The sequence below is a fragment of the Salmonella sp. SAL04214 genome (assembly GCF_046550615.1).
In the GTDB taxonomy this organism is placed as follows: domain Bacteria; phylum Pseudomonadota; class Gammaproteobacteria; order Enterobacterales; family Enterobacteriaceae; genus Salmonella; species Salmonella enterica.
On record NZ_JBGDXT010000016.1, the window covers coordinates 73,175 to 92,712 of the forward strand.

The window sequence follows — 19,538 nt, forward strand, 5'->3', positions numbered from 1 at the left end:
AGGTTGAAGGATGAAGTGTATGAATTCCACCTCGTTGTATGCCGCCATTGATCTCGGTTCCAATAGTTTTCATATGCTGGTCGTGCGCGAGGCGGCGGGAAGCATCCAGACGCTGACCCGAATAAAACGCAAGGTGCGTCTGGCCGCGGGTCTGAACAACGACAACCACCTTTCAGCCGAAGCAATGGAACGCGGCTGGCAATGCCTGCGTCTGTTTGCTGAACGTTTGCAGGATATCCCGCAGCCACAAATCCGCGTGGTTGCCACCGCAACATTGCGTCTCGCCGTCAATGCAGGTGAATTTATCGCGAAAGCGCAGACTATCCTTGGTTGTCCGGTGCAGGTTATCAGCGGCGAAGAAGAGGCGCGGCTGATTTATCAGGGGGTCGCTCATACCACCGGCGGCGCAGATCAGCGACTGGTGGTGGATATCGGCGGCGCCAGCACTGAACTGGTTACCGGCACTGGCGCGCAAACCACGTCGCTGTTTAGCCTGTCGATGGGCTGCGTAACGTGGCTTGAACGCTATTTTAGCGATCGTAATCTGGCGCAAGAAAATTTTGATGACGCGGAGAAAGCCGCGCGCGATGTGTTGCGTCCGGTCGCCGATGAACTGCGTTTTCATGGCTGGAAGGTCTGCGTGGGTGCCTCCGGCACCGTACAGGCATTGCAGGAAATCATGATGGCGCAGGGGATGGACGAGCGCATTACGCTCGCCAAACTGCAGCAGCTAAAACAACGCGCGATACAGTGCGGACGTCTGGAAGAGCTGGAAATCGAAGGCCTGACGCTGGAGCGCGCGCTGGTTTTCCCAAGCGGGCTGGCTATTCTGATCGCGATATTTACCGAGCTGAACATCCAGAGCATGACGCTGGCAGGCGGCGCGTTACGCGAAGGGCTGGTGTATGGGATGTTGCATCTGGCGGTAGATCAGGATATCCGCAGCCGCACGCTGCGGAACATTCAGCGTCGGTTTATCGTCGATACCGAGCAGGCAAATCGCGTGGCGAAGCTGGCAGATAACTTCCTCAAACAGGTAGAAAATGCCTGGCATATTGAGCCTATCAGTCGTGAACTGTTGCTTAGCGCTTGCCAATTGCATGAGATCGGTCTGAGCCTTGATTTTAAACAGGCGCCCTATCATGCCGCCTATTTAGTACGCCATTTGGATCTGCCTGGCTATACGCCCGCGCAGAAAAAGTTGCTCGCCACCCTCTTACTGAATCAGACCAATCCGGTCGATCTCTCTTCGCTTCATCAGCAAAACGCGGTACCGCCCCGTGTTGCGGAACAGCTATGCCGTTTGCTGCGACTGGCGATTCTCTTTGCCGGTCGCCGTCGTGACGATCTGGTACCAGAAATTACGCTACAGGCGCTAAATGAAAATCTGACGTTAACCTTGCCTGGCGACTGGCTGGCACATCACCCGCTGGGTAAAGAGTTGATTGATCAGGAAAGCCAGTGGCAAAGCTATGTACACTGGCCGCTGGACGTTCGCTAACCGTAGTCTGATTGCCGGATGACGCTTCGCTTATCCGGCCTACGATTTCGCTCGCTTTGCCGCCATCATGGCTTTCAGATTAGCCAGGTGACTTTGCCCTTTTTGCATTCGCTCCTCAGCGCTTACCACTTTGCGCTCCTGCTCCCAGATTAAATCATCCTGCGGTAGTTCTAACAGGAAGCGGCTGGGTTCCGGGCGCACCAGTTCCCCATACTGACGGCGCTCTTTACATAATGTAAAGGTAAGCTCTTTCTGCGCGCGAGTGATCCCGACATAGGCCAGCCGACGCTCTTCCTCAATATTATCTTCGTCAATGCTGCTTTGATGCGGCAAAAATCCTTCTTCCATTCCCACCATATAGACATACGGGAATTCCAGTCCTTTCGATGCATGAAGCGTCATCAACTGTACCTGATCCAGCTCTTCTTCGCTCTCGCCGCGCTCCATCATATCGCGCAGCGTAAAGCGTGTAACCACCTGGGTCAGCGTCATCGGCTCATCGAGTTCGTTGCCTTCCAGCATCTCAGTCATCCAGCTAAAGAGCTGATTAACGTTTTTCATACGCATTTCCGCCGCTTTGGGGCTCGGCGAGGTTTCGTACAACCAGGATTCATAGTCAATACCGTGGATGAGATCGCGCACGGCGGCGACAGGCTCACGTTCGGCCAGACGCTGGATTTCCCCCAGCCAGTGGGTAAAACGCGTCAATGAATCGTAACCACGTCCGGTCAGCTTCTGGCTAAGCCCCATATCAAAGCTGGCGGTAAACAGGCTTTTATTACGCGTCATTGCCCATTCACCCAGCTTTTGCAGAGTAGCCGGACCGATTTCGCGTTTTGGCGTATTCACGATGCGCAGGAAAGCGCTGTCATCATCCGGGTTGGTCAACACCCGCAGATAGGCCAGCAAGTCTTTAATCTCCGGACGGGAGAAAAATGAGGTGCCGCCGGAAATTTTGTACGGAATGCGGTTCTGCATGAGGAATTTTTCAAATACCCGCGACTGATGATTCCCGCGATACAGAATGGCGTAATCCTTGTACTGGGTCTTGTTCACAAAGTGATGGGCAATCAGTTCGCCGGTAACGCGCTCAGCTTCATGCTCTTCATTGTTTGCGCTTAACACTTTGAGTTCCGCGCCGTAACCGAGCTCGGAAAAGAGGCGCTTTTCAAAGACGTGCGGATTGTTGGCGATGAGAATATTCGCCGCTTTCAGGATGCGGCCCGAAGAACGATAGTTTTGCTCCAGTTTAATCACCTGCAGCGCCGGAAAGTCCTGGCTCAGTAACACCAGGTTTTGCGGACGCGCCCCGCGCCAGGAGTAGATAGACTGATCGTCATCGCCCACGACCGTAAAGCGCGCGCGTTGCCCGACCAGCAGCTTAACCAACTCATACTGGCTGGTGTTAGTATCCTGATATTCATCCACCAGTAGATAACGAATTTTATTCTGCCAGCGCTCGCGCACCTCGTCATTGCGTTGCAGCAGCAGCGTCGGCAGCAAAATCAAATCATCAAAATCGAGAACGTTGCATGCCTTCATATGGGCGTCGTAAAGCCCGTAGCAGTGGGCAAAAATACGATCGCGTTCACCTTTCGCCCCCGCCGCTGCCTGTGCAGGCGTTTTGAGATCGTTTTTCCAGTTGGAGATCGTGGAGATCAGCTGTTGCAACAGAACCTTGTCGTCTTCGATCAGGCCTTCGGTCAGCTCTTTGAGCAAGGCGACCTGGTCGGTATCGTCAAACAATGAAAAGTTCGATTTCATCCCCAGCGCAGCGTACTCGCGCTTAATAATATCCAGCCCTAGCGTATGAAAGGTGGAGATCATCAAACCGCGCGCTTCCTTACGGCCGAGCGTCTGCCCGACGCGTTCTTTCATCTCACGCGCTGCCTTGTTGGTAAACGTCACCGCCGCAATATGCCGGGCCTGATAGCCGCATCCGCGGATCAGGTGGGCGATTTTATTGGTAATTACGCGAGTTTTACCAGAACCCGCTCCTGCCAGCACCAGGCAGGGTCCGGTGACGAATTCGACAGCGTGTTGTTGGCCGGGATTTAAACGCATGGGAATAGTGCTCAATCTTCGAACGGGGGAGGGATTGTAGCAGAAAGCGAGGCCCAGAGAAGACCAGGCTGCTTTTTCAGGCAGCCTGGAAAAGGTCAATCAGCAGGCTCTGGCGGCAAGCGGCGTATAGCCATTACGCTGTGCGCTCTTGATCCAACTGAAAGAACCCATTAGCGCGATCGCCGTCAGCAGAACATACTCAAGCGACATCGCATAAACGCCCTGTACTGCATAGATCACGACGCTAATTACATCAATAATCACCCACAGCAGCCAGTTTTCCACGTACTTGCGGGTCATCAGCACCATCGCCGCAATCGACAACACCAGCATGGTGGAATCCCAGAACGGGAACGCATCCGGCTGGAGTTCAGGCATCGCCACCTGCATACCTACCGTTTGCAGCAGAGCGAGCATAACGCGGGTCAACATAGCGAAGACCGGATCGATAAACCACGTCATCAGCAGAATGGCGATAATACATACGCCCCCCAACCTCCATGTTTGTTGACGAGAAAGCCAGCGTACTTTCAGAGCGGCTTCCCGGGCGTCATTCTGCCGGCTCCATGCGTACCAGCCGTAAATATTCGCCGCAAAGAAAAACACCTGAAGTAGCAAGCTGGCATACAGTTGAATCTGAAAAAAGATGGCGGCAAACAGAGTGACGTTAATCAAACCAAACAGGTAATTAACGATTTTTTCCCGGCTGGCGCACCAGATGCACAATAAGCCAAAGACGGTGCCGATAGCCTCAATCCACGACAGCGCATACCCACCCTCGCCGAGAGGAATGTTGACCATTACATTGTTAATGCTGAAAAAGTCCATCATTGCTCTCCTTGCAAACTATCGAAATAAATGGCCTGAAGCGCCAGAGAAATTTGGCGCTCTTCACCTTGCTGGCACAAGGTTTCCTGCTGAACATAATGGTTAATGCTGCTCTCCAGACAACCACTATGCGCGACGACCACGTTTAGCAACGACGCGGTACGCAGCCCTCGTAACGCCCCCACCACCATCAGCGCAGCGGTTTCCATATCCGCGCCGAGAACTCCCCTGGCCGACCATTCGGCATCCAGTTCAGCTTCGCGATCGGTATAAAAACTGTCATGGCTGCGCACCAGCCCGCAAACGGCAGAGATGTTCATCTGTTTCGCCTGCTGTATCAGCGTGGCGGTAAGATACGGGTCCGCACAGGCCGGATAACTGGCGGGCGCATAGGTTTTGCTGGCGCCGTCGTCAGCCACCGCGCCGTGGGCGATGATCACATCGCCCAACGCCAGCGAGTCCTGCAACGCACCGCAACTACCGATACGGATTAGCGTGTTGACGCCAACCTGGCGTAACTCCTCAATGGCGATAGCGGTTGACGGTCCGCCGATTCCCGTGGAAAGCACGACTATTTCAACCCCCTGGTACCAGCCGCGCGCCGCGCGAAACTCCCGGTTTTGCCCCAGAATCTCAGCCTTATCAAGAAAACGGGCGATTCTATCCACCCGCCCGGGATCGCCGGGCAAAAGCGCATATTTCGCGCGGGTCATGCTTGTGTTAAGCCGAATATGGGGTTGCATCTCCCGTCTCCTTATTGTTCTGAGAGGTTCAGATTTCCGCCTCCTGTTTGAGTTTTTCAGGAGCCAGTAAAATGATCCGCTCACCGTCGGTATCGATAATGTTCAGCGATTTCAGATCGTGCAGTATCCGGTTGATGCTGCGCGTCGTCGCCGCAAATTCCTGACCAAGATTCTGCTTATCAAGCAAAATAGTGGTTGATTCATATTGTTGATAACGCAGCCATAATGCCTGGCATACGCGCTGATGCAGCGAGTACAAATTGTCGCTACTGGCCTTTTTCGACAACTGGTAATACTGTTGGCTGAAAAACCGCAGCATTCGCTGGTTAAAGTGGTTATCCAGCGTCAGCCAGCGGCAAAAATGCGCTTGCGGCAGGCTGAGTAGCTGTACATTGCCGACGGCTACGACAGAACAGATGTAATGCCGCGACTCAAATATCTCTAGCTCGCCCAGCATATCTCCTTTGCCATAACGCGCCTGCCGGTAACGGCGTCCATCTTCAGCTTCGTAAAAAACATCCACTTCGCCGGCCACGATGAGTGAAAATTGCTGGCATATTTCCCCCTGGCGGCAGATAAGCGCGCCGCGGGAAATGTCGCCAAATCGCCAGCACTGCATGATTTCCAACGGGCAGTATTTGAGTAATTCATAAAGCACTGGGTCGCGTACAACCTGGCGTAGCCCTAAAAGCCAGTCGTCTGGAAATTCTGCGTTTTTCATTATGTTCATGGTATCTCGCCCCTTGTCAGAAAGGACAGGACCGTCGTCCCGCGCATCCGAAATACGCCCGCTAAAAATGCCGCTTATCTCCCGGTTCATTAAATCAGGCGGGACATCTGTCCTGTAATGGCGAAGAGTATATGTCTGACGGCCTAAGGAGTGATAAAGTGACGGCCAATCTTTGCGACGTGAGAACACAATAATGGCAAAAATGGCAGCAGCACTGCATATTCTTGTAAAAGAAGAGAAACTGGCTTTAGATCTTCTGGAGCAAATTAAAAACGGCGGCGATTTTGAGAAGCTGGCGAAGAAGCATTCTATCTGCCCATCCGGTAAAAAAGGCGGTCATTTAGGCGAATTTCGTCAGGGCCAGATGGTTCCGGCATTCGATAAAGTAGTCTTTTCCTGCCCGGTACTGGAGCCAACCGGCCCGCTGCATACTCAGTTCGGTTACCACATCATTAAAGTATTGTATCGCAAATAAAAAGCCGGGTGGCGGCTACGCCTTACCCGGCCTACATCGTCTGATTGATTTTGTCGGTCGGGTAAGCGCTAGCGCCACCCGACAAGGTATATCAACCCGCTACCGCAATACGCTTCATATCCGTCATATAGCCGCGCAGTTTCTTACCTACCTGCTCAATCGCATGGCTACGAATCGCGTCGTTCACGTCGCGAAGCTGTGCGTTGTCTACCGCGCCTTCCGGGATAGCACTACCCAGATCGCCCGGTTGCAATTCCGCCATAAACGGTTTCAGCAGCGGTACGCAAGCGTAAGAGAACAGGTAGTTACCGTATTCTGCGGTATCGGAGATAACCACGTTCATTTCATACAGACGCTTACGGGCGATGGTGTTGGCGATCAGCGGCAGCTCGTGCAGTGATTCGTAGTAAGCGGATTCTTCGATGATGCCGGAATCGACCATGGTTTCGAACGCCAGCTCAACGCCCGCTTTCACCATCGCAATCATCAGCACGCCTTTATCGAAGTACTCCTGCTCGCCGATTTTACCTTCAAACTGCGGCGCGGTTTCGAACGCGGTTTTACCGGTCTCTTCACGCCAGGTCAGCAGTTTCTTATCGTCGTTAGCCCAGTCAGCCATCATGCCGGAAGAGAATTCGCCGGAGATGATATCATCCATATGTTTCTGGAACAGCGGCGCCATGATCTCTTTCAGCTGTTCGGACAGCGCGTAAGCACGCAGTTTCGCCGGGTTAGACAGACGGTCCATCATCAGGGTGATGCCGCCCTGCTTCAACGCTTCGGTGATGGTTTCCCAGCCGAACTGAATCAGTTTTTCCGCGTAAGCCGGGTCGGTGCCTTCTGCCACCAGCTTGTCGAAACACAGCAGAGAACCGGCCTGCAGCATACCGCACAGGATGGTCTGCTCGCCCATCAGGTCAGATTTCACTTCTGCAACGAAAGAAGATTCCAGTACGCCCGCACGGTGACCGCCGGTGGCCGCAGCCCAGGCTTTAGCAATCGCCATGCCTTCGCCTTGCGGATCGTTTTCCGGGTGTACCGCGATCAGCGTCGGAACACCGAAACCACGCTTGTATTCTTCACGTACTTCGGTGCCCGGACACTTCGGTGCCACCATCACCACGGTGATGTCTTTACGGATCTGCTCGCCCACTTCCACGATGTTGAAGCCGTGTGAATAGCCCAGCGCCGCGCCGTCTTTCATCAGCGGCTGTACGGAGCGCACCACGTCGGAGTGCTGTTTGTCCGGCGTCAGGTTAACCACCAGGTCAGCCTGCGGAATCAGCTCTTCGTAGGTACCCACTTTGAAGCCGTTTTCGGTCGCTTTACGCCAGGAGGCACGCTTCTCAGCAATCGCTTCTTTACGCAGGGCGTAGGAGATATCCAGACCGGAATCACGCATGTTCAGGCCCTGGTTCAGCCCCTGAGCGCCACAGCCGACGATGACCACTTTTTTACCCTGAAGGTAGCTCGCGCCGTCGGCGAATTCGTCGCGGCCCATAAAGCGGCATTTACCCAGCTGCGCCAGCTGCTGGCGCAGGTTCAGTGTATTAAAGTAGTTAGCCATGATGGTGTACTCCGTGATGTTGTGTGTCGCGCTTATTGTTCGGTTTACAGATTGCTATCTGTGCGAATGAACCCACATTACAACAGGAAATTTATTGCGGAAATTGATATATTCACAACGTTATGTTGCGGTTTATGCAACGTCAAAAACCGGAGGTCTGTCTGTGGATTTACGCGATCTAAAAACCTTCCTGCATCTGGCGGAAAGCCGCCACTTTGGCCGCAGCGCGCGGGCGATGCACGTCAGCCCCTCCACGCTCTCCCGGCAGATCCAGCGGCTGGAAGAAGATCTCGGCCAGCCGCTGTTTGTGCGCGATAACCGCACGGTCACGCTGACCGAAGCCGGCGAAGAGCTGCGAGTGTTTGCCCAACAGACGCTTTTGCAATATCAGCAGTTGCGCCATACCCTCGATCAGCAGGGGCCGTCCCTTTCCGGCGAACTGCATATTTTCTGCTCGGTGACCGCGGCATACAGTCATCTGCCGCCGATCCTCGACCGTTTTCGCGCCGAACATCCCTCGGTGGAAATTAAGCTCACCACCGGCGACGCCGCCGATGCCATGGACAAAGTGGTCACCGGCGAGGCCGATCTGGCGATTGCTGGTAAGCCGGAAACGCTACCCGGCGCGGTGGCGTTTTCGATGCTGGAAAATCTGGCGGTGGTGCTGATCGCCCCGGCGCTGCCCTGCCCGGTGCGCAATCAGGTGTCGGTCGATAAGCCCGACTGGTCGACGGTGCCGTTTATCATGGCCGATCAGGGGCCGGTACGCCGCCGCATTGAGCTGTGGTTTCGCCGCCATAAAATCAGCAATCCGCAGATTTACGCCACCGTCGGCGGTCACGAAGCGATGGTCTCAATGGTGGCGCTCGGCTGCGGCGTGGCGCTGCTGCCGGAAGTGGTGCTGGAAAACAGCCCGGAGCCGGTGCGCAACCGGGTGATGATTTTAGAACGTAGTGATGAAAAAACGCCGTTTGAGCTTGGCGTCTGCGCGCAAAAAAAGCGGCTGCATGAGCCGCTAATTGATGCGTTCTGGAAGATTTTACCGAATTAGTTTACGGCCCTACCATTACCCGAACAGGCTTCCCAATACGGCTAAGCATATTCACCAAAGCATCAATGGTGAATTTGCTGCATTTCTTGTTGACGACATCCGAAACGCGCGGTCGGGATATATGCAAAACTGTAGCAACCTCGGCTTGCTTCATCTGGTTTCGCGTAATCCAGAGGGTAATTTCTTCCATGAGCTGTTCTTTAATGGCTAACGTGTTTTCGATTTCACTCAGGGAATCAGCGTAAAACTTTTCTGCGTCCTGCTTATCAAACCCCAAATCAGCAAAAACATTACCGCCAGATGGCGTCACATGGCGAATATCACTATCAGTTTTGGCAATCACAAGCTGTTTCTCCGTTGTTGCACCACCCGGTTATAACGCGTTCTGGCGATGTTTTTATCGTGCTGACTGGTTTGTTGCGTCTGTTTTTGGAAACTATGCAAAACGTAGAGTGCTTCTTCAAACTTAGCGACATACATAACGCGATAGATACCATTGTTGTCACGAATCCGAATTTCATTTACCCCAGCCCCAATTTCTGAAAACGGTTTCCAGTCATCGGGTTCAATTCCATATTGAATTTTATGAGGCTGATAACCGACTGCTTTACGTACCGTTATGGGAAAAACCAGGAGATCCTCCAGAGAAGATCCCACCCATCGAATTTCTTTTTCATTGGAGAAAGCTCGGGTGAGTAACATAACACCCTGGTGTATAAAATTTTATACATTGTTTTTAGCAGGTGCAAGTGATAGCGGTGCTAACGATATGGTGAGCCGAGTTTCACCACAAGCAGATTGGGCGCCTTCTGGAAAACGTCTCGCAAAATTAAATGAGTGGATGCTCCGGGCTGGCAGAAAAGCCCAATAACTGAGGGAAGATAATATCTTGATATCAGGCCCACTTTACTTTGTGGGCCCGAAAAACTAAACGCTGAATTAACCCGTCAGAAAGAACCGAAACGCCGGGTTATTGCTCTCATCATGGCATTCATAGCCCAGCTCATGCAGCCGGGTTTCGAAATCCGGCTCATGATCGCCTAACTCGAACGCCGCCAGCACGCGGCCATAATCGGTACCGTGGCTGCGGTAATGGAATAGCGAAATATTCCAGTGCGTGCCAAGCGTATGCAGGAATTTGAGCAACGCGCCGGGCGACTCCGGAAATTCGAAACTATACAAACGCTCCTGTAATGGCTTGGATGGGCGTCCGCCGACCATATAGCGCACATGCAGCTTCGCCATTTCATCGTCGGAGAGATCCACTACGCTATAACCGCCGTCGCACAGTTGGGTGATAATCTCTTTTCGCTCCTCCAGCCCCTGACTGACGCGTACGCCGACAAAAATACAGGCATTTTTCGCGTCGGCAAAACGGTAGTTAAATTCGGTGACCATACGCCCGCCAAGCAACTGGCAGAATTTGAGAAAGCTCCCCTTTTCTTCCGGAATGGTCACCGCCAGTAACGCTTCGCGCTGTTCCCCCAGCTCGCAGCGTTCAGACACATAGCGCAAGCCGTGGAAGTTGACGTTGGCGCCGGAAAGGACGTGCGCCAGGCGTTCGCCGCGAATATTGTGCTGGGCGATATATTTTTTCATCCCCGCCAGCGCCAGCGCGCCGGACGGCTCCGCCACCGCACGCACATCTTCAAACAGGTCTTTCATCGCCGCGCAGATCGCGTCGCTATCGACGGTTACGATGTCGTCAAGATACTCCCGGCACAGCCGGAAGGTTTCGTCGCCGATGCGTTTTACCGCCACGCCTTCAGCAAACAACCCAACGCGCGGGAGATCCACTGGATGACCGGCTTCCAACGCCGCTTTCAGGCAGGCGGAATCCTCCGCTTCGACGGCAATCACTTTGATTTGCGGCATCAATTGTTTGATCAGTACCGCTACGCCCGCCGCCAGGCCGCCGCCGCCAACCGGCACAAAGACACGATCGAGATGCGAATCCTGCTGAAGCAGTTCCAGCGCCAGCGTGCCCTGCCCGGCGATCACCATTGGGTGATCAAACGGCGGCACCCAGGTAAAACCCTGCTGCTGCGCCAGCTCAATAGCTTTCGCTTTCGCTTCATCAAAATTAGCGCCGTGCAACAGCACTTCGCCGCCAAAACCGCGTACCGCATCGACTTTAATATCCGCCGTTGCTTTTGGCATGACGATCAGAGACTTCACGCCAAGCCGCGCGGAGGAGAACGCCACGCCCTGTGCATGGTTCCCCGCCGACGCGGTAATCACGCCGTGGGCTTTTTGTTCTTCGGTCAATCCGGCCATCATCGCGTAAGCGCCGCGCAGCTTAAAGCTATGTACCGGCTGCCGGTCTTCGCGTTTGACGAGAATAACGTTGTCCAGACGTGACGAGAGCTTTTCCATTTTTTGCAGCGGCGTCACCTGCGCCGCTTCGTATACTGGCGCGCGTAGCACCGCGCGCAGATACTCCGCCCCTTCCGGCGCGACTGACAGAGGTTGAGATTCCGCCATCATCAACCTCCCAGTTTCGATTTATCGCGCACCGCGCCTTTATCGGCGCTGGTCGCCAGGCTGGCGTAGGCACGCAGGGCAAACGAAACCTGACGCTGACGATTTTTCGGCGTCCAGGCTTTATCGCCGCGAGCTTCCTGCGCCTCGCGGCGTGCGGCGATTTCAGCCTCGCTCAACTGCAACTGAATGCTGCGGTTCGGGATATCAATCGCAATGGTGTCGCCATCTTCAATCAGCGCAATAGTGCCGCCGCTGGCCGCTTCCGGCGAAACGTGGCCAATGGAAAGACCCGAAGTACCGCCGGAGAATCGCCCATCGGTGATGAGCGCGCAGGCTTTGCCCAGCCCCATCGACTTCAGGAAACTGGTCGGATAGAGCATTTCCTGCATTCCCGGCCCGCCTTTCGGCCCTTCGTAGCGGATCACGACTACATCGCCTTCCACTACTTTACCGCCGAGAATCGCCTCTACCGCGTCGTCCTGGCTTTCGTAAACTTTCGCCGGGCCGGTGAATTTAAGGATGCTGTCATCGACGCCCGCGGTTTTAACGATGCAGCCGTTTTCGGCGAAGTTGCCATACAGCACCGCCAGACCGCCGTCTTTGCTATAGGCATATTCCAGCGAGCGGATGCAACCCGCTGCGCGGTCGTCATCCAGCGAATCCCAGCGACAATCCTGCGAGAATGCCTGGGTAGTACGGATACCAGCAGGGCCAGCACGGAACATTTTTTTAACCGCTTCGTCCTGCGTAACCGTGATGTCGTACTGTTCCAGCGTTTGTGGCAGCGTCAGGCCTAATACGTTTTTCACGTTGCGGTTCAGCAGCCCGGCGCGATCCAGCTCGCCTAAAATACCCAGCACACCGCCGGCACGGTGAACGTCTTCCATATGGTATTTCTGGGTACTTGGCGCCACTTTACACAGCTGCGGCACCTTGCGGGACAGCTTGTCGATATCACTCATGGTGAAGTCGATTTCCGCTTCCTGCGCCGCCGCCAGTAGATGCAGAACGGTATTGGTCGAACCGCCCATCGCAATATCTAGCGTCATGGCGTTTTCAAACGCGGCTTTGCTGGCGATGTTACGCGGCAATGCACTTTCGTCATCCTGCTCGTAATAGCGTTTAGTCAGTTCAACAATCCGCTTACCGGCATTGAGGAACAACTGCTTCCGGTCAGCGTGGGTTGCCAGCAGTGAGCCGTTGCCCGGCTGCGACAGGCCCAGCGCTTCGGTCAGGCAGTTCATGGAGTTAGCGGTAAACATGCCGGAGCAGGAGCCGCAGGTTGGACAGGCGGAACGCTCCACCTGGTTACTTTGATCGTCAGAGACTTTCGGGTCCGCGCCCTGAATCATGGCATCAACCAGATCGAGCTTGATGATCTGATCGGACAGTTTGGTTTTCCCGGCTTCCATCGGTCCACCGGAGACAAAGATCACCGGAATATTCAGGCGCAGCGAGGCCATGAGCATCCCAGGGGTGATTTTGTCGCAGTTGGAGATACACACCATTGCGTCAGCGCAGTGAGCGTTCACCATGTACTCCACGGAGTCGGCGATCAGCTCGCGCGACGGCAGTGAATAGAGCATACCCCCGTGCCCCATGGCGATCCCGTCATCCACGGCAATAGTGTTGAACTCTTTCGCCACACCGCCGGAAGCTTCAATCTGTTCGGCGACCAGCTTACCGAGATCGCGCAGATGAACGTGACCCGGCACAAACTGAGTGAATGAGTTCACCACGGCGATAATCGGTTTGCCAAAATCACTGTCGGTCATTCCGGTGGCGCGCCACAGCGCGCGGGCACCCGCCATATTACGACCATGGGTGGTGGTGGCGGAACGGTACTTAGGCATGCTTTATTTACTCCCCATCTTTTCCCTTCATACTTCACGCCACAGGTGCGTTGGCTGCCTCACTCACCCCAGTCACTTACGACAGTAAGCTTCTGGGGATTTGCTGCGTTGCCGCCTTCCTGTGACGCAAATTATTTGGGAAAATATTAACTTTATTTATTATGAATTTACCGGATCCAACCAGCCCCATTTATCCTCGGTTTCTCCAGTGAAGAGACCAAAGAAGGCTTGTTGAATACGCTTGGTAACAGGGCCGCAACGGCCTTCACCTACCTGGATACCATCAACGCTGCGTACCGGAGTAATTTCTGCCGCGGTTCCGGACATAAATACTTCGTCGGCCAGATACAGCGATTCACGGGACAGCACCTGCTCGCGCACTTCAATACCCAGCTCTTTCGCCAGTTTGATGATCGCGTCGCGAGTAATGCCTGGCAGCGCGGAAGAGGTAAACGGCGGAGTAAACAGCACGCCATCTTTTACCTCAAACAGGTTTTCACCTGCGCCTTCGGAGATATAGCCGTTTACATCCAGGGCGATGCCTTCCTGATAGCCGTGGCGGCGCGCTTCGCTACCCACCAGCAGTGAGGAGAGGTAGTTACCGCCCGCTTTCGCAGCGGTTGGAATGGTGTTCGGCGCAGCGCGATTCCAGGAAGAAACCATCGCATCGATCCCCTGATCCAGCGCTTCGGCGCCCAGGTATGCCCCCCACGGGAACGCGGCGATGATGACGTCAGTGGTGTATCCCGGGGGTGGGTTAACGCCCATACCGACATCGCCGACAAATACCAACGGACGGATATAGGCGCTGGTCAGGTTGTTTTTGCGGATCACTTCGCGGCAGGCTTCCATCAGCTCATCAATACTCTGGGAAACCGGAAAACGATAAATTTTTGCTGAGTCGCGCAGGCGCTGCATATGTTCACGATGACGAAACACTACCGGGCCTTTGTGAGAGTCGTAGCACCGAATCCCTTCAAATACCGACGTACCGTAGTGCAGCGCGTGAGACATTACGTGAACCTTCGCGTCTTCCCAGCGCACCATCTCGCCATTGAACCAAATATAATCAGCTTTTTTCGTCGTCATTTTTCTTCCTTTTGCGCTCAGGCGCGGATTTGTTGTGATGTGGCAGCGCTCTGGCAGATTGCGACATGCGCAACATCTACCAGTTTACTTAACTGACTAAACAGTAAGTCGACCGACCGGGGACTGGCAACGGTCAATTCAATATTTATATTCTGCGCATCGGTCGCGGCTTCCATATTCATGGAGCACACCTGAAAACCACGATGGCGCACCACGCGTAAAACACGTTCTAAGGTTTCTGGATTAAAGCGTGCCGATACATTGACCTGATGTTGCATCATGATAATTTCTCCAGCATTTCAGAGTTACTGGCGCCAGGCGGCACCAACGGCCAGACATTTTCAAGTTCGTCGATTGAGACGTGAAGCAGGTACGGCCCTTCGCTTGCCAACATCGTGTCGAGTGCCGCTTCAACCTGGTCTTTACGAGTAATGTGCTGGCCTGGAATGCCGAAGGCGCTGGCCAGCATGAGGAAATCGGGGTTATCGGTCAGGGTGGTTTCGCTATATCGCTCCTGGAAAAACAGTTGCTGCCATTGTCGAACCATCCCTAACCGCTGGTTGTCGAGTAAGACTATCTTCAACGGTAACTGCTTGCGTTTTACGGTGCCCAACTCCTGAACATTCATCATGAAGGAGCCGTCACCGGAGATACAGATAACGGTATCATTCGGTCGCGCTACCTGCGCGCCAACGGCCGCCGGTAAGCCGAATCCCATCGTCCCCAGACCGCTGGAGGTGATGAAGTTCTCCGGGCGGGTGTAAGTCATATGCTGGGCTGACCACATCTGATGCTGCCCCACATCCGTCGTCACCACGCTGTCTGCGGGTTTGCGTTCCGACAATTGCTTCAACAACAACGGCGCATAGATAGTCTCGCCAGGATGGTCATAGCGCCAGGCGTGTTCTGCGCGCAGCTCTGCACAGGACTGACGCCATGCGTCGATCTTCAGCGGTTGCTGTAATGCCGGCAACAGCGAATTTAAATCGCCCTGCAACGCGACGTGTGCCTGACGCAGTTTGTTCATTTCCGCCGGGTCGATATCCATATGGATTACGCTGGCGTTCGGCGCAAACGTATTCAGCTTACCGGTCACCCGGTCATCAAAACGTGCACCCACTGCGATCAGTAAATCACACTCTTGCACCGCGAAATTAGCCGCTTTAGTACCGTGCATTCCCAGCATGCCCAGATAGTACGGATAATCAGCTTCAACAGCCCCCAGCCCTTTCAGCGTGCAGGTAACTGGCATTTGCGTTACCGCGATAAATTTACGCAGCGCCGGAACCGCCTGCGCCATACCAACACCACCGCCGACGTACAGCATGGGTTTTTTCGCCTGTTCCAGCATCTGGCGCGCCTGTTCCACATCAGCCTGCGGGAAAGTCGCTTCGTTATCAACGGTAGTAAACCAGGGTTCCAGCTCACCGCTGGCCAACTGGATATCTTTCGGGATATCCACCAGAACCGGGCCAGGACGGCCAGCGTTGGCGACTTCAAAAGCCTCTGCCATGATACGAGGCAGCTCTGCCAGCGACTGCACCAGGAAGCTGTGTTTGGTACAGGCCAGCGACAGGCCTAACACATCCACCTCCTGGAACGCATCAGTGCCGATGAACGGGGCGGAAACCTGACCCGTGATCGCGACGACGGGGACCGAATCTAACAACGCATCCGCCAGGCCAGTGATCAGGTTAGTGGCGCCAGGGCCGGAAGTGGCGATACAAACACCGGTTTTGCCGGTAGAACGGGCATAACCGATTGCCGCCATTGCCGCACCCTGTTCGTGTCGGCACAACAAATGCTCCACACCACCGTCATACAACGCGTCGTAAACCGGCATAATTGCTCCGCCAGGATAACCAAATACGGTTTTCACCCCCTGCGCTCGCAAAGCATGTACCACCCACTGTGCCCCGTTCATAGTTACATCCCCGTCGTAAATCTTGAGAAACAGAATTTTATGCTGTTATTCACGTTCTGCTCCTCGCTTAAGTTTTTCAGGCCAAAAAAAACCCCCGGACCTTTCGGTGCGGGGGTCTTAGTTCGTTAAGGCTTGATTTCTAAGCCTTTCCTCGTCCAAGTGCAGCCCCGCACGGTGGGATAATAATCACCACCACGCTAATCACGACCAGGCTAATCACTCGTAGAAGGGCTGTCATTTTTGTCTATTCTTGCATCTTGTTCGAAGGAATACCTAAAGAGTTACCATAGGTTTTGCCAATAGCACAAGATATTTTTTTAACCACGTTTCAGATAATGCAGGTGAATGCCTAAAAGTGCTTTGTTTTTTATAAGAAAAATTAGCAACTGAAAAATTTTCACGTTTTCCTCCCCCTTTTGGCGCGCTTTACACCCTGTTTTCCTTCTTTTCGCTTCTGCGAGCGTTCTTCCAGTTTGATGTTTCTTACCTGAAAATGACGCCAAAATTCAGGAAGCAGCCGCTAAAAAACAAAAAGTCAGTAATTCGATTTTCTCTTCTATCCCGCATAATCCACGTAACAGGAGGGATTATGTCACTGGCGATTGTTCATACTCGCGCCGCACTTGGCGTCAATGCGCCGCCTATCACTATAGAGGTGCATATCAGTAATGGATTACCGGGATTAACCATGGTTGGCCTACCGGAAACCACGGTAAAAGAGGCGCGTGACCGGGTACGTAGTGCGATCATTAATAGCGGATATGAATTTCCGGCTAAAAAAATAACCATTAACCTTGCTCCCGCCGATCTACCGAAAGAGGGCGGAAGGTATGACCTGCCTATTGCTGTTGCGCTTCTGGCCGCGTCTGAGCAGCTTACAGCGTCGAATCTTGAGGCATATGAGCTGGTGGGTGAGTTAGCGCTTACAGGCGCATTACGCGGCGTTCCTGGCGCAATATCAAGTGCAACGGAAGCCATCAGGGCCGGCAGAAATATTATCGTCGCAACAGAGAACGCGGCGGAGGTTGGGCTTATCAGCAAAGAAGGATGTTTTATCGCCGATCATCTACAAACCGTCTGCGCCTTTCTGGAAGGGAAACACGCCCTGGAAAGACCTTTAGCTCAGGATATGGCATCGCCTACCGCAACTGCCGATCTTCGCGATGTGATCGGTCAGGAGCAGGGTAAACGCGGCCTGGAGATTACAGCGGCAGGGGGACATAATCTGCTATTGATCGGCCCACCGGGTACGGGTAAAACCATGCTGGCCAGTCGACTGAGCGGGATTCTTCCACCATTAAGCAATGAAGAGGCGTTGGAAAGCGCCGCGATCCTCAGTCTGGTTAATGCCGATACGGTACAAAAACGATGGCAGCAACGCCCCTTTCGCTCACCTCATCATAGCGCCTCACTTACTGCTATGGTCGGCGGCGGCGCAATACCCGCCCCGGGAGAGATATCGCTGGCGCACAACGGAATTTTGTTCCTTGATGAATTGCCTGAATTTGAACGACGCACACTGGATGCGCTACGTGAACCTATAGAATCCGGTCAAATTCATTTATCCCGTACCAGAGCGAAAATAACGTACCCTGCCAGGTTCCAGTTAATCGCCGCAATGAATCCCAGCCCGACCGGACATTATCAGGGAAACCATAATCGCTGCACACCAGAACAGACACTACGTTACCTTAATCGGTTGTCAGGCCCGTTTCTTGATCGTTTTGACCTTTCGCTTGAGATACCACTTCCTCCGCCCGGGATTCTTAGCCAACACGCCTCAAAGGGTGAGAGCAGCGCTACGGTAAAAAAGCGGGTCATCGCCGCCCATGAACGGCAGTACCGACGCCAGAAGAAGTTAAACGCGCGTCTGGAGGGTCGCGAAATCCAAAAATACTGTGTTTTGCATCACGATGACGCCCGCTGGCTTGAAGACACGCTGGTGCATCTTGGATTATCCATTCGCGCCTGGCAGCGTTTACTAAAAGTGGCCAGAACCATTGCCGACATAGAACTGGCTGACCAGATCTCGCGTCAGCATTTGCAGGAGGCGGTAAGCTATCGGGCGATAGACAGGTTGTTAATTCATTTGCAAAAGCTGCTGGCGTAAAAAAAGGGCATTACGCCCTTTTTATTAATCATCAGCTTCGGTGTAGTCTTCTGCGCCTTCAACTTGCGGCTTGCCGCCAGACAAGGTGTGGAAGCGTTTTGGACGCTTGATACGCGTCATATACTTGGACCAGACGCGTTCTGCATCCGTTACCGGCTCGCGTTCACCGCGACATACCGCTACAAACAGCTTCTCTTCTTCAGTCACAGGCTCACGCTTGCCAAGATCCAGATCATTAAAGGCATGACCATGACGCTCAAGCAGTTGTGCCTCTTTAATCGTGAAATCACCGTGACGAGAGAATCCACGTGGATAATGTTTATTGTCAAAATATCGATTAGTCGTCGTAAAGCTTTCCGCCATCCTGCACGCTCCTAATTCTTTGTCTGAGCTATTTATGGCGCGGAGTATTAGTTACGCTTGACAGAGTGTAAAACAAAACATTTAAATCATAACGACAAATAATTTTGTGGAGAGCACAGTGGATACGGAATTGTTAAAAACTTTCCTGGAAGTTAGCCGGACACGCCATTTCGGGCGGGCCGCAGAAGCACTTTACCTGACGCAATCCGCGGTGAGCTTTCGTATCAGGCAACTGGAGAATCAACTGGGCGTAAACCTTTTTACGCGGCACAGAAACAATATCCGTTTAACCACGGCTGGCGAAAAACTTTTACCGTATGCGGAAACGCTGATGAATACGTGGCAGGCGGCACGTAAAGAGGTGGCGCATACCTCACGCCATAACGAGTTTTCCATCGGCGCCAGCGCGTCTTTATGGGAGTGTATGCTTAACGCCTGGCTGGGGCGACTGTACCAACTACAGGAGCCGCAAAGCGGCCTGCAATTCGAAGCCAGAATCGCTCAACGGCAATCGCTTGTGAAGCAACTTCATGAACGCCAGCTTGATCTCCTCATTACTACCGAAGCGCCCAAAATGGATGAATTCAGCAGTCAGCTGTTAGGGCACTTCACTTTGGCGTTATATTGCAGCAGCCCTGCCCGTAAGAAATCAGAACTCAATTATCTGCGGCTGGAGTGGGTGTAAATAGACCCGTTTTAGTTCCAGGCATTTTTTGAGATCCCGGCCAAATGATTGTGTTGCCGATATTCCTCCGG

The 19,538-nt window shown here is 53.6% G+C and carries 19 protein-coding genes and 1 pseudogene; 5 read left to right on the plus strand and 15 right to left on the minus strand.

Annotated features, from left to right (window positions below; genetic code table 11):
- The first annotated feature begins 19 nt into the window (after nt 1-19).
- Nucleotides 20-1,501, plus strand: a complete 1,482-nt coding sequence (gppA, locus tag ACLJQD_RS21585; protein WP_017442086.1) for a guanosine-5'-triphosphate,3'-diphosphate diphosphatase — start codon at nt 20-22, stop codon at nt 1,499-1,501.
- 39 nt (nt 1,502-1,540) lie between these two features.
- On the opposite strand, the gene rep is transcribed toward gppA, so the two are convergent.
- From rep to ACLJQD_RS21605, 4 genes are all read right to left on the minus strand, one after another.
- Complete coding sequence (gene rep, locus ACLJQD_RS21590; protein ID WP_001238842.1) at nt 1,541-3,565, minus strand: DNA helicase Rep; 2,025 nt, start codon at nt 3,563-3,565, stop codon at nt 1,541-1,543.
- Nucleotides 3,566-3,664: 99 nt separating this feature from the next.
- Nucleotides 3,665-4,393, minus strand: a complete 729-nt coding sequence (gene pnuC / locus ACLJQD_RS21595) for a nicotinamide riboside transporter PnuC (protein ID WP_017442088.1) — start codon at nt 4,391-4,393, stop codon at nt 3,665-3,667.
- Nucleotides 4,393-5,136 (minus strand): nucleoside phosphorylase, encoded by a 744-nt coding sequence (locus tag ACLJQD_RS21600; RefSeq protein WP_001182428.1) that lies wholly within the window; start codon nt 5,134-5,136, stop codon nt 4,393-4,395. The genes pnuC and ACLJQD_RS21600 overlap by 1 nt, the downstream gene beginning before the upstream one ends.
- Before the next feature lie 28 nt (nt 5,137-5,164).
- Nucleotides 5,165-5,866 carry a Crp/Fnr family transcriptional regulator gene (locus ACLJQD_RS21605; RefSeq protein ID WP_017442089.1) on the minus strand — a complete coding sequence of 234 codons (702 nt, stop codon included), beginning with the start codon at nt 5,864-5,866 and terminating at the stop codon, nt 5,165-5,167.
- Between the two features lie 193 nt (nt 5,867-6,059).
- Between ACLJQD_RS21605 and ppiC the strand changes: the two genes are divergently transcribed.
- Entirely contained in the window at nt 6,060-6,341 is a 282-nt protein-coding gene (gene ppiC / locus ACLJQD_RS21610) for a peptidylprolyl isomerase PpiC (protein ID WP_001096806.1), read from the plus strand.
- Nucleotides 6,342-6,432: 91 nt separating this feature from the next.
- Here ppiC and ilvC read toward each other — a convergent pair whose 3' ends face one another.
- Nucleotides 6,433-7,908: a ketol-acid reductoisomerase gene (gene ilvC / locus ACLJQD_RS21615; RefSeq protein WP_000024946.1), complete on the minus strand. Its 1,476-nt coding sequence runs from the start codon at nt 7,906-7,908 to the stop codon at nt 6,433-6,435.
- Nucleotides 7,909-8,071: 163 nt separating this feature from the next.
- Between ilvC and ilvY the strand changes: the two genes are divergently transcribed.
- Complete coding sequence (ilvY, locus tag ACLJQD_RS21620; protein WP_000365797.1) at nt 8,072-8,959, plus strand: HTH-type transcriptional activator IlvY; 888 nt, start codon at nt 8,072-8,074, stop codon at nt 8,957-8,959.
- Nucleotide 8,960: 1 nt separating this feature from the next.
- Here the strand turns inward: ilvY and ACLJQD_RS21625 are convergent, their stop codons facing one another.
- The 9 genes from ACLJQD_RS21625 to ilvL form a co-directional block, all read right to left on the minus strand.
- Nucleotides 8,961-9,302 (minus strand): helix-turn-helix domain-containing protein, encoded by a 342-nt coding sequence (locus ACLJQD_RS21625; RefSeq protein ID WP_000560822.1) that lies wholly within the window; start codon nt 9,300-9,302, stop codon nt 8,961-8,963.
- Nucleotides 9,299-9,616 (minus strand): type II toxin-antitoxin system RelE/ParE family toxin, encoded by a 318-nt coding sequence (locus tag ACLJQD_RS21630; protein ID WP_080089817.1) that lies wholly within the window; start codon nt 9,614-9,616, stop codon nt 9,299-9,301. Before ACLJQD_RS21630 ends, ACLJQD_RS21625 begins: the two co-directional genes overlap by 4 nt.
- Before the next feature lie 282 nt (nt 9,617-9,898).
- Nucleotides 9,899-11,443, minus strand: coding sequence for a threonine ammonia-lyase, biosynthetic (gene ilvA / locus ACLJQD_RS21635; protein ID WP_023242832.1), 1,545 nt, complete (start codon nt 11,441-11,443; stop codon nt 9,899-9,901).
- 2 nt (nt 11,444-11,445) lie between these two features.
- On the minus strand, nt 11,446-13,296 hold the full coding sequence (ilvD, locus tag ACLJQD_RS21640; RefSeq protein ID WP_001127442.1) for a dihydroxy-acid dehydratase: 1,851 nt from the start codon (nt 13,294-13,296) through the stop codon (nt 11,446-11,448).
- A 159-nt stretch (nt 13,297-13,455) separates the two neighbouring features.
- On the minus strand, nt 13,456-14,385 hold the full coding sequence (gene ilvE / locus ACLJQD_RS21645) for a branched-chain-amino-acid transaminase (RefSeq protein ID WP_000208532.1): 930 nt from the start codon (nt 14,383-14,385) through the stop codon (nt 13,456-13,458).
- 17 nt (nt 14,386-14,402) lie between these two features.
- Complete coding sequence (gene ilvM, locus ACLJQD_RS21650) at nt 14,403-14,666, minus strand: acetolactate synthase 2 small subunit (protein ID WP_000983260.1); 264 nt, start codon at nt 14,664-14,666, stop codon at nt 14,403-14,405.
- Entirely contained in the window at nt 14,663-16,309 is a 1,647-nt protein-coding gene (gene ilvG / locus ACLJQD_RS21655) for an acetolactate synthase 2 catalytic subunit (protein ID WP_001012564.1), read from the minus strand. The genes ilvM and ilvG overlap by 4 nt, the downstream gene beginning before the upstream one ends.
- A 2-nt stretch (nt 16,310-16,311) precedes the next feature.
- Nucleotides 16,312-16,362 (minus strand): peptide IlvX, encoded by a 51-nt coding sequence (gene ilvX, locus ACLJQD_RS21660; protein WP_192930503.1) that lies wholly within the window; start codon nt 16,360-16,362, stop codon nt 16,312-16,314.
- Between the two features lie 86 nt (nt 16,363-16,448).
- Complete coding sequence (gene ilvL / locus ACLJQD_RS21665) at nt 16,449-16,547, minus strand: ilv operon leader peptide (RefSeq protein WP_001311244.1); 99 nt, start codon at nt 16,545-16,547, stop codon at nt 16,449-16,451.
- A gap of 351 nt (nt 16,548-16,898) precedes the next feature.
- Here ilvL and ACLJQD_RS21670 point away from each other — a divergent pair, with 351 nt between their 5' ends.
- The gene (locus ACLJQD_RS21670; RefSeq protein ID WP_000050215.1) at nt 16,899-18,419 is read left to right on the plus strand and encodes a YifB family Mg chelatase-like AAA ATPase; all 1,521 of its coding nucleotides are present in this window, start codon (nt 16,899-16,901) and stop codon (nt 18,417-18,419) included.
- 24 nt (nt 18,420-18,443) lie between these two features.
- Here ACLJQD_RS21670 and maoP read toward each other — a convergent pair whose 3' ends face one another.
- Nucleotides 18,444-18,782, minus strand: coding sequence for a macrodomain Ori organization protein MaoP (gene maoP / locus ACLJQD_RS21675; protein ID WP_000840996.1), 339 nt, complete (start codon nt 18,780-18,782; stop codon nt 18,444-18,446).
- A 106-nt stretch (nt 18,783-18,888) separates the two neighbouring features.
- Here maoP and hdfR point away from each other — a divergent pair.
- A pseudogene (gene hdfR, locus ACLJQD_RS21680) lies at nt 18,889-19,461 on the plus strand (HTH-type transcriptional regulator HdfR); the annotation flags it as partial.
- Nucleotides 19,462-19,538: the final 77 nt, after the last annotated feature.

Coding starts and splice junctions, on each gene's coding strand:
- rep (WP_001238842.1), bottom strand. CDS start 3,565: ATGCGTTTAAATCCCGGCCAACAACACGCTGTCGAATTCGTCACCGGA.
- maoP (WP_000840996.1), bottom strand. CDS start 18,782: ATGGCGGAAAGCTTTACGACGACTAATCGATATTTTGACAATAAACAT.
- ilvE (WP_000208532.1), bottom strand. CDS start 14,385: ATGACGACGAAAAAAGCTGATTATATTTGGTTCAATGGCGAGATGGTG.
- ilvG (WP_001012564.1), bottom strand. CDS start 16,309: ATGAACGGGGCACAGTGGGTGGTACATGCTTTGCGAGCGCAGGGGGTG.
- ilvD (WP_001127442.1), bottom strand. CDS start 13,296: ATGCCTAAGTACCGTTCCGCCACCACCACCCATGGTCGTAATATGGCG.
- ilvA (WP_023242832.1), bottom strand. CDS start 11,443: ATGGCGGAATCTCAACCTCTGTCAGTCGCGCCGGAAGGGGCGGAGTAT.
- ACLJQD_RS21670 (WP_000050215.1), top strand. CDS start 16,899: ATGTCACTGGCGATTGTTCATACTCGCGCCGCACTTGGCGTCAATGCG.
- ilvL (WP_001311244.1), bottom strand. CDS start 16,547: ATGACAGCCCTTCTACGAGTGATTAGCCTGGTCGTGATTAGCGTGGTG.
- gppA (WP_017442086.1), top strand. CDS start 20: ATGAATTCCACCTCGTTGTATGCCGCCATTGATCTCGGTTCCAATAGT.
- ACLJQD_RS21600 (WP_001182428.1), bottom strand. CDS start 5,136: ATGCAACCCCATATTCGGCTTAACACAAGCATGACCCGCGCGAAATAT.
- ppiC (WP_001096806.1), top strand. CDS start 6,060: ATGGCAAAAATGGCAGCAGCACTGCATATTCTTGTAAAAGAAGAGAAA.
- ACLJQD_RS21605 (WP_017442089.1), bottom strand. CDS start 5,866: ATGAACATAATGAAAAACGCAGAATTTCCAGACGACTGGCTTTTAGGG.
- ilvC (WP_000024946.1), bottom strand. CDS start 7,908: ATGGCTAACTACTTTAATACACTGAACCTGCGCCAGCAGCTGGCGCAG.
- ilvM (WP_000983260.1), bottom strand. CDS start 14,666: ATGATGCAACATCAGGTCAATGTATCGGCACGCTTTAATCCAGAAACC.
- pnuC (WP_017442088.1), bottom strand. CDS start 4,393: ATGGACTTTTTCAGCATTAACAATGTAATGGTCAACATTCCTCTCGGC.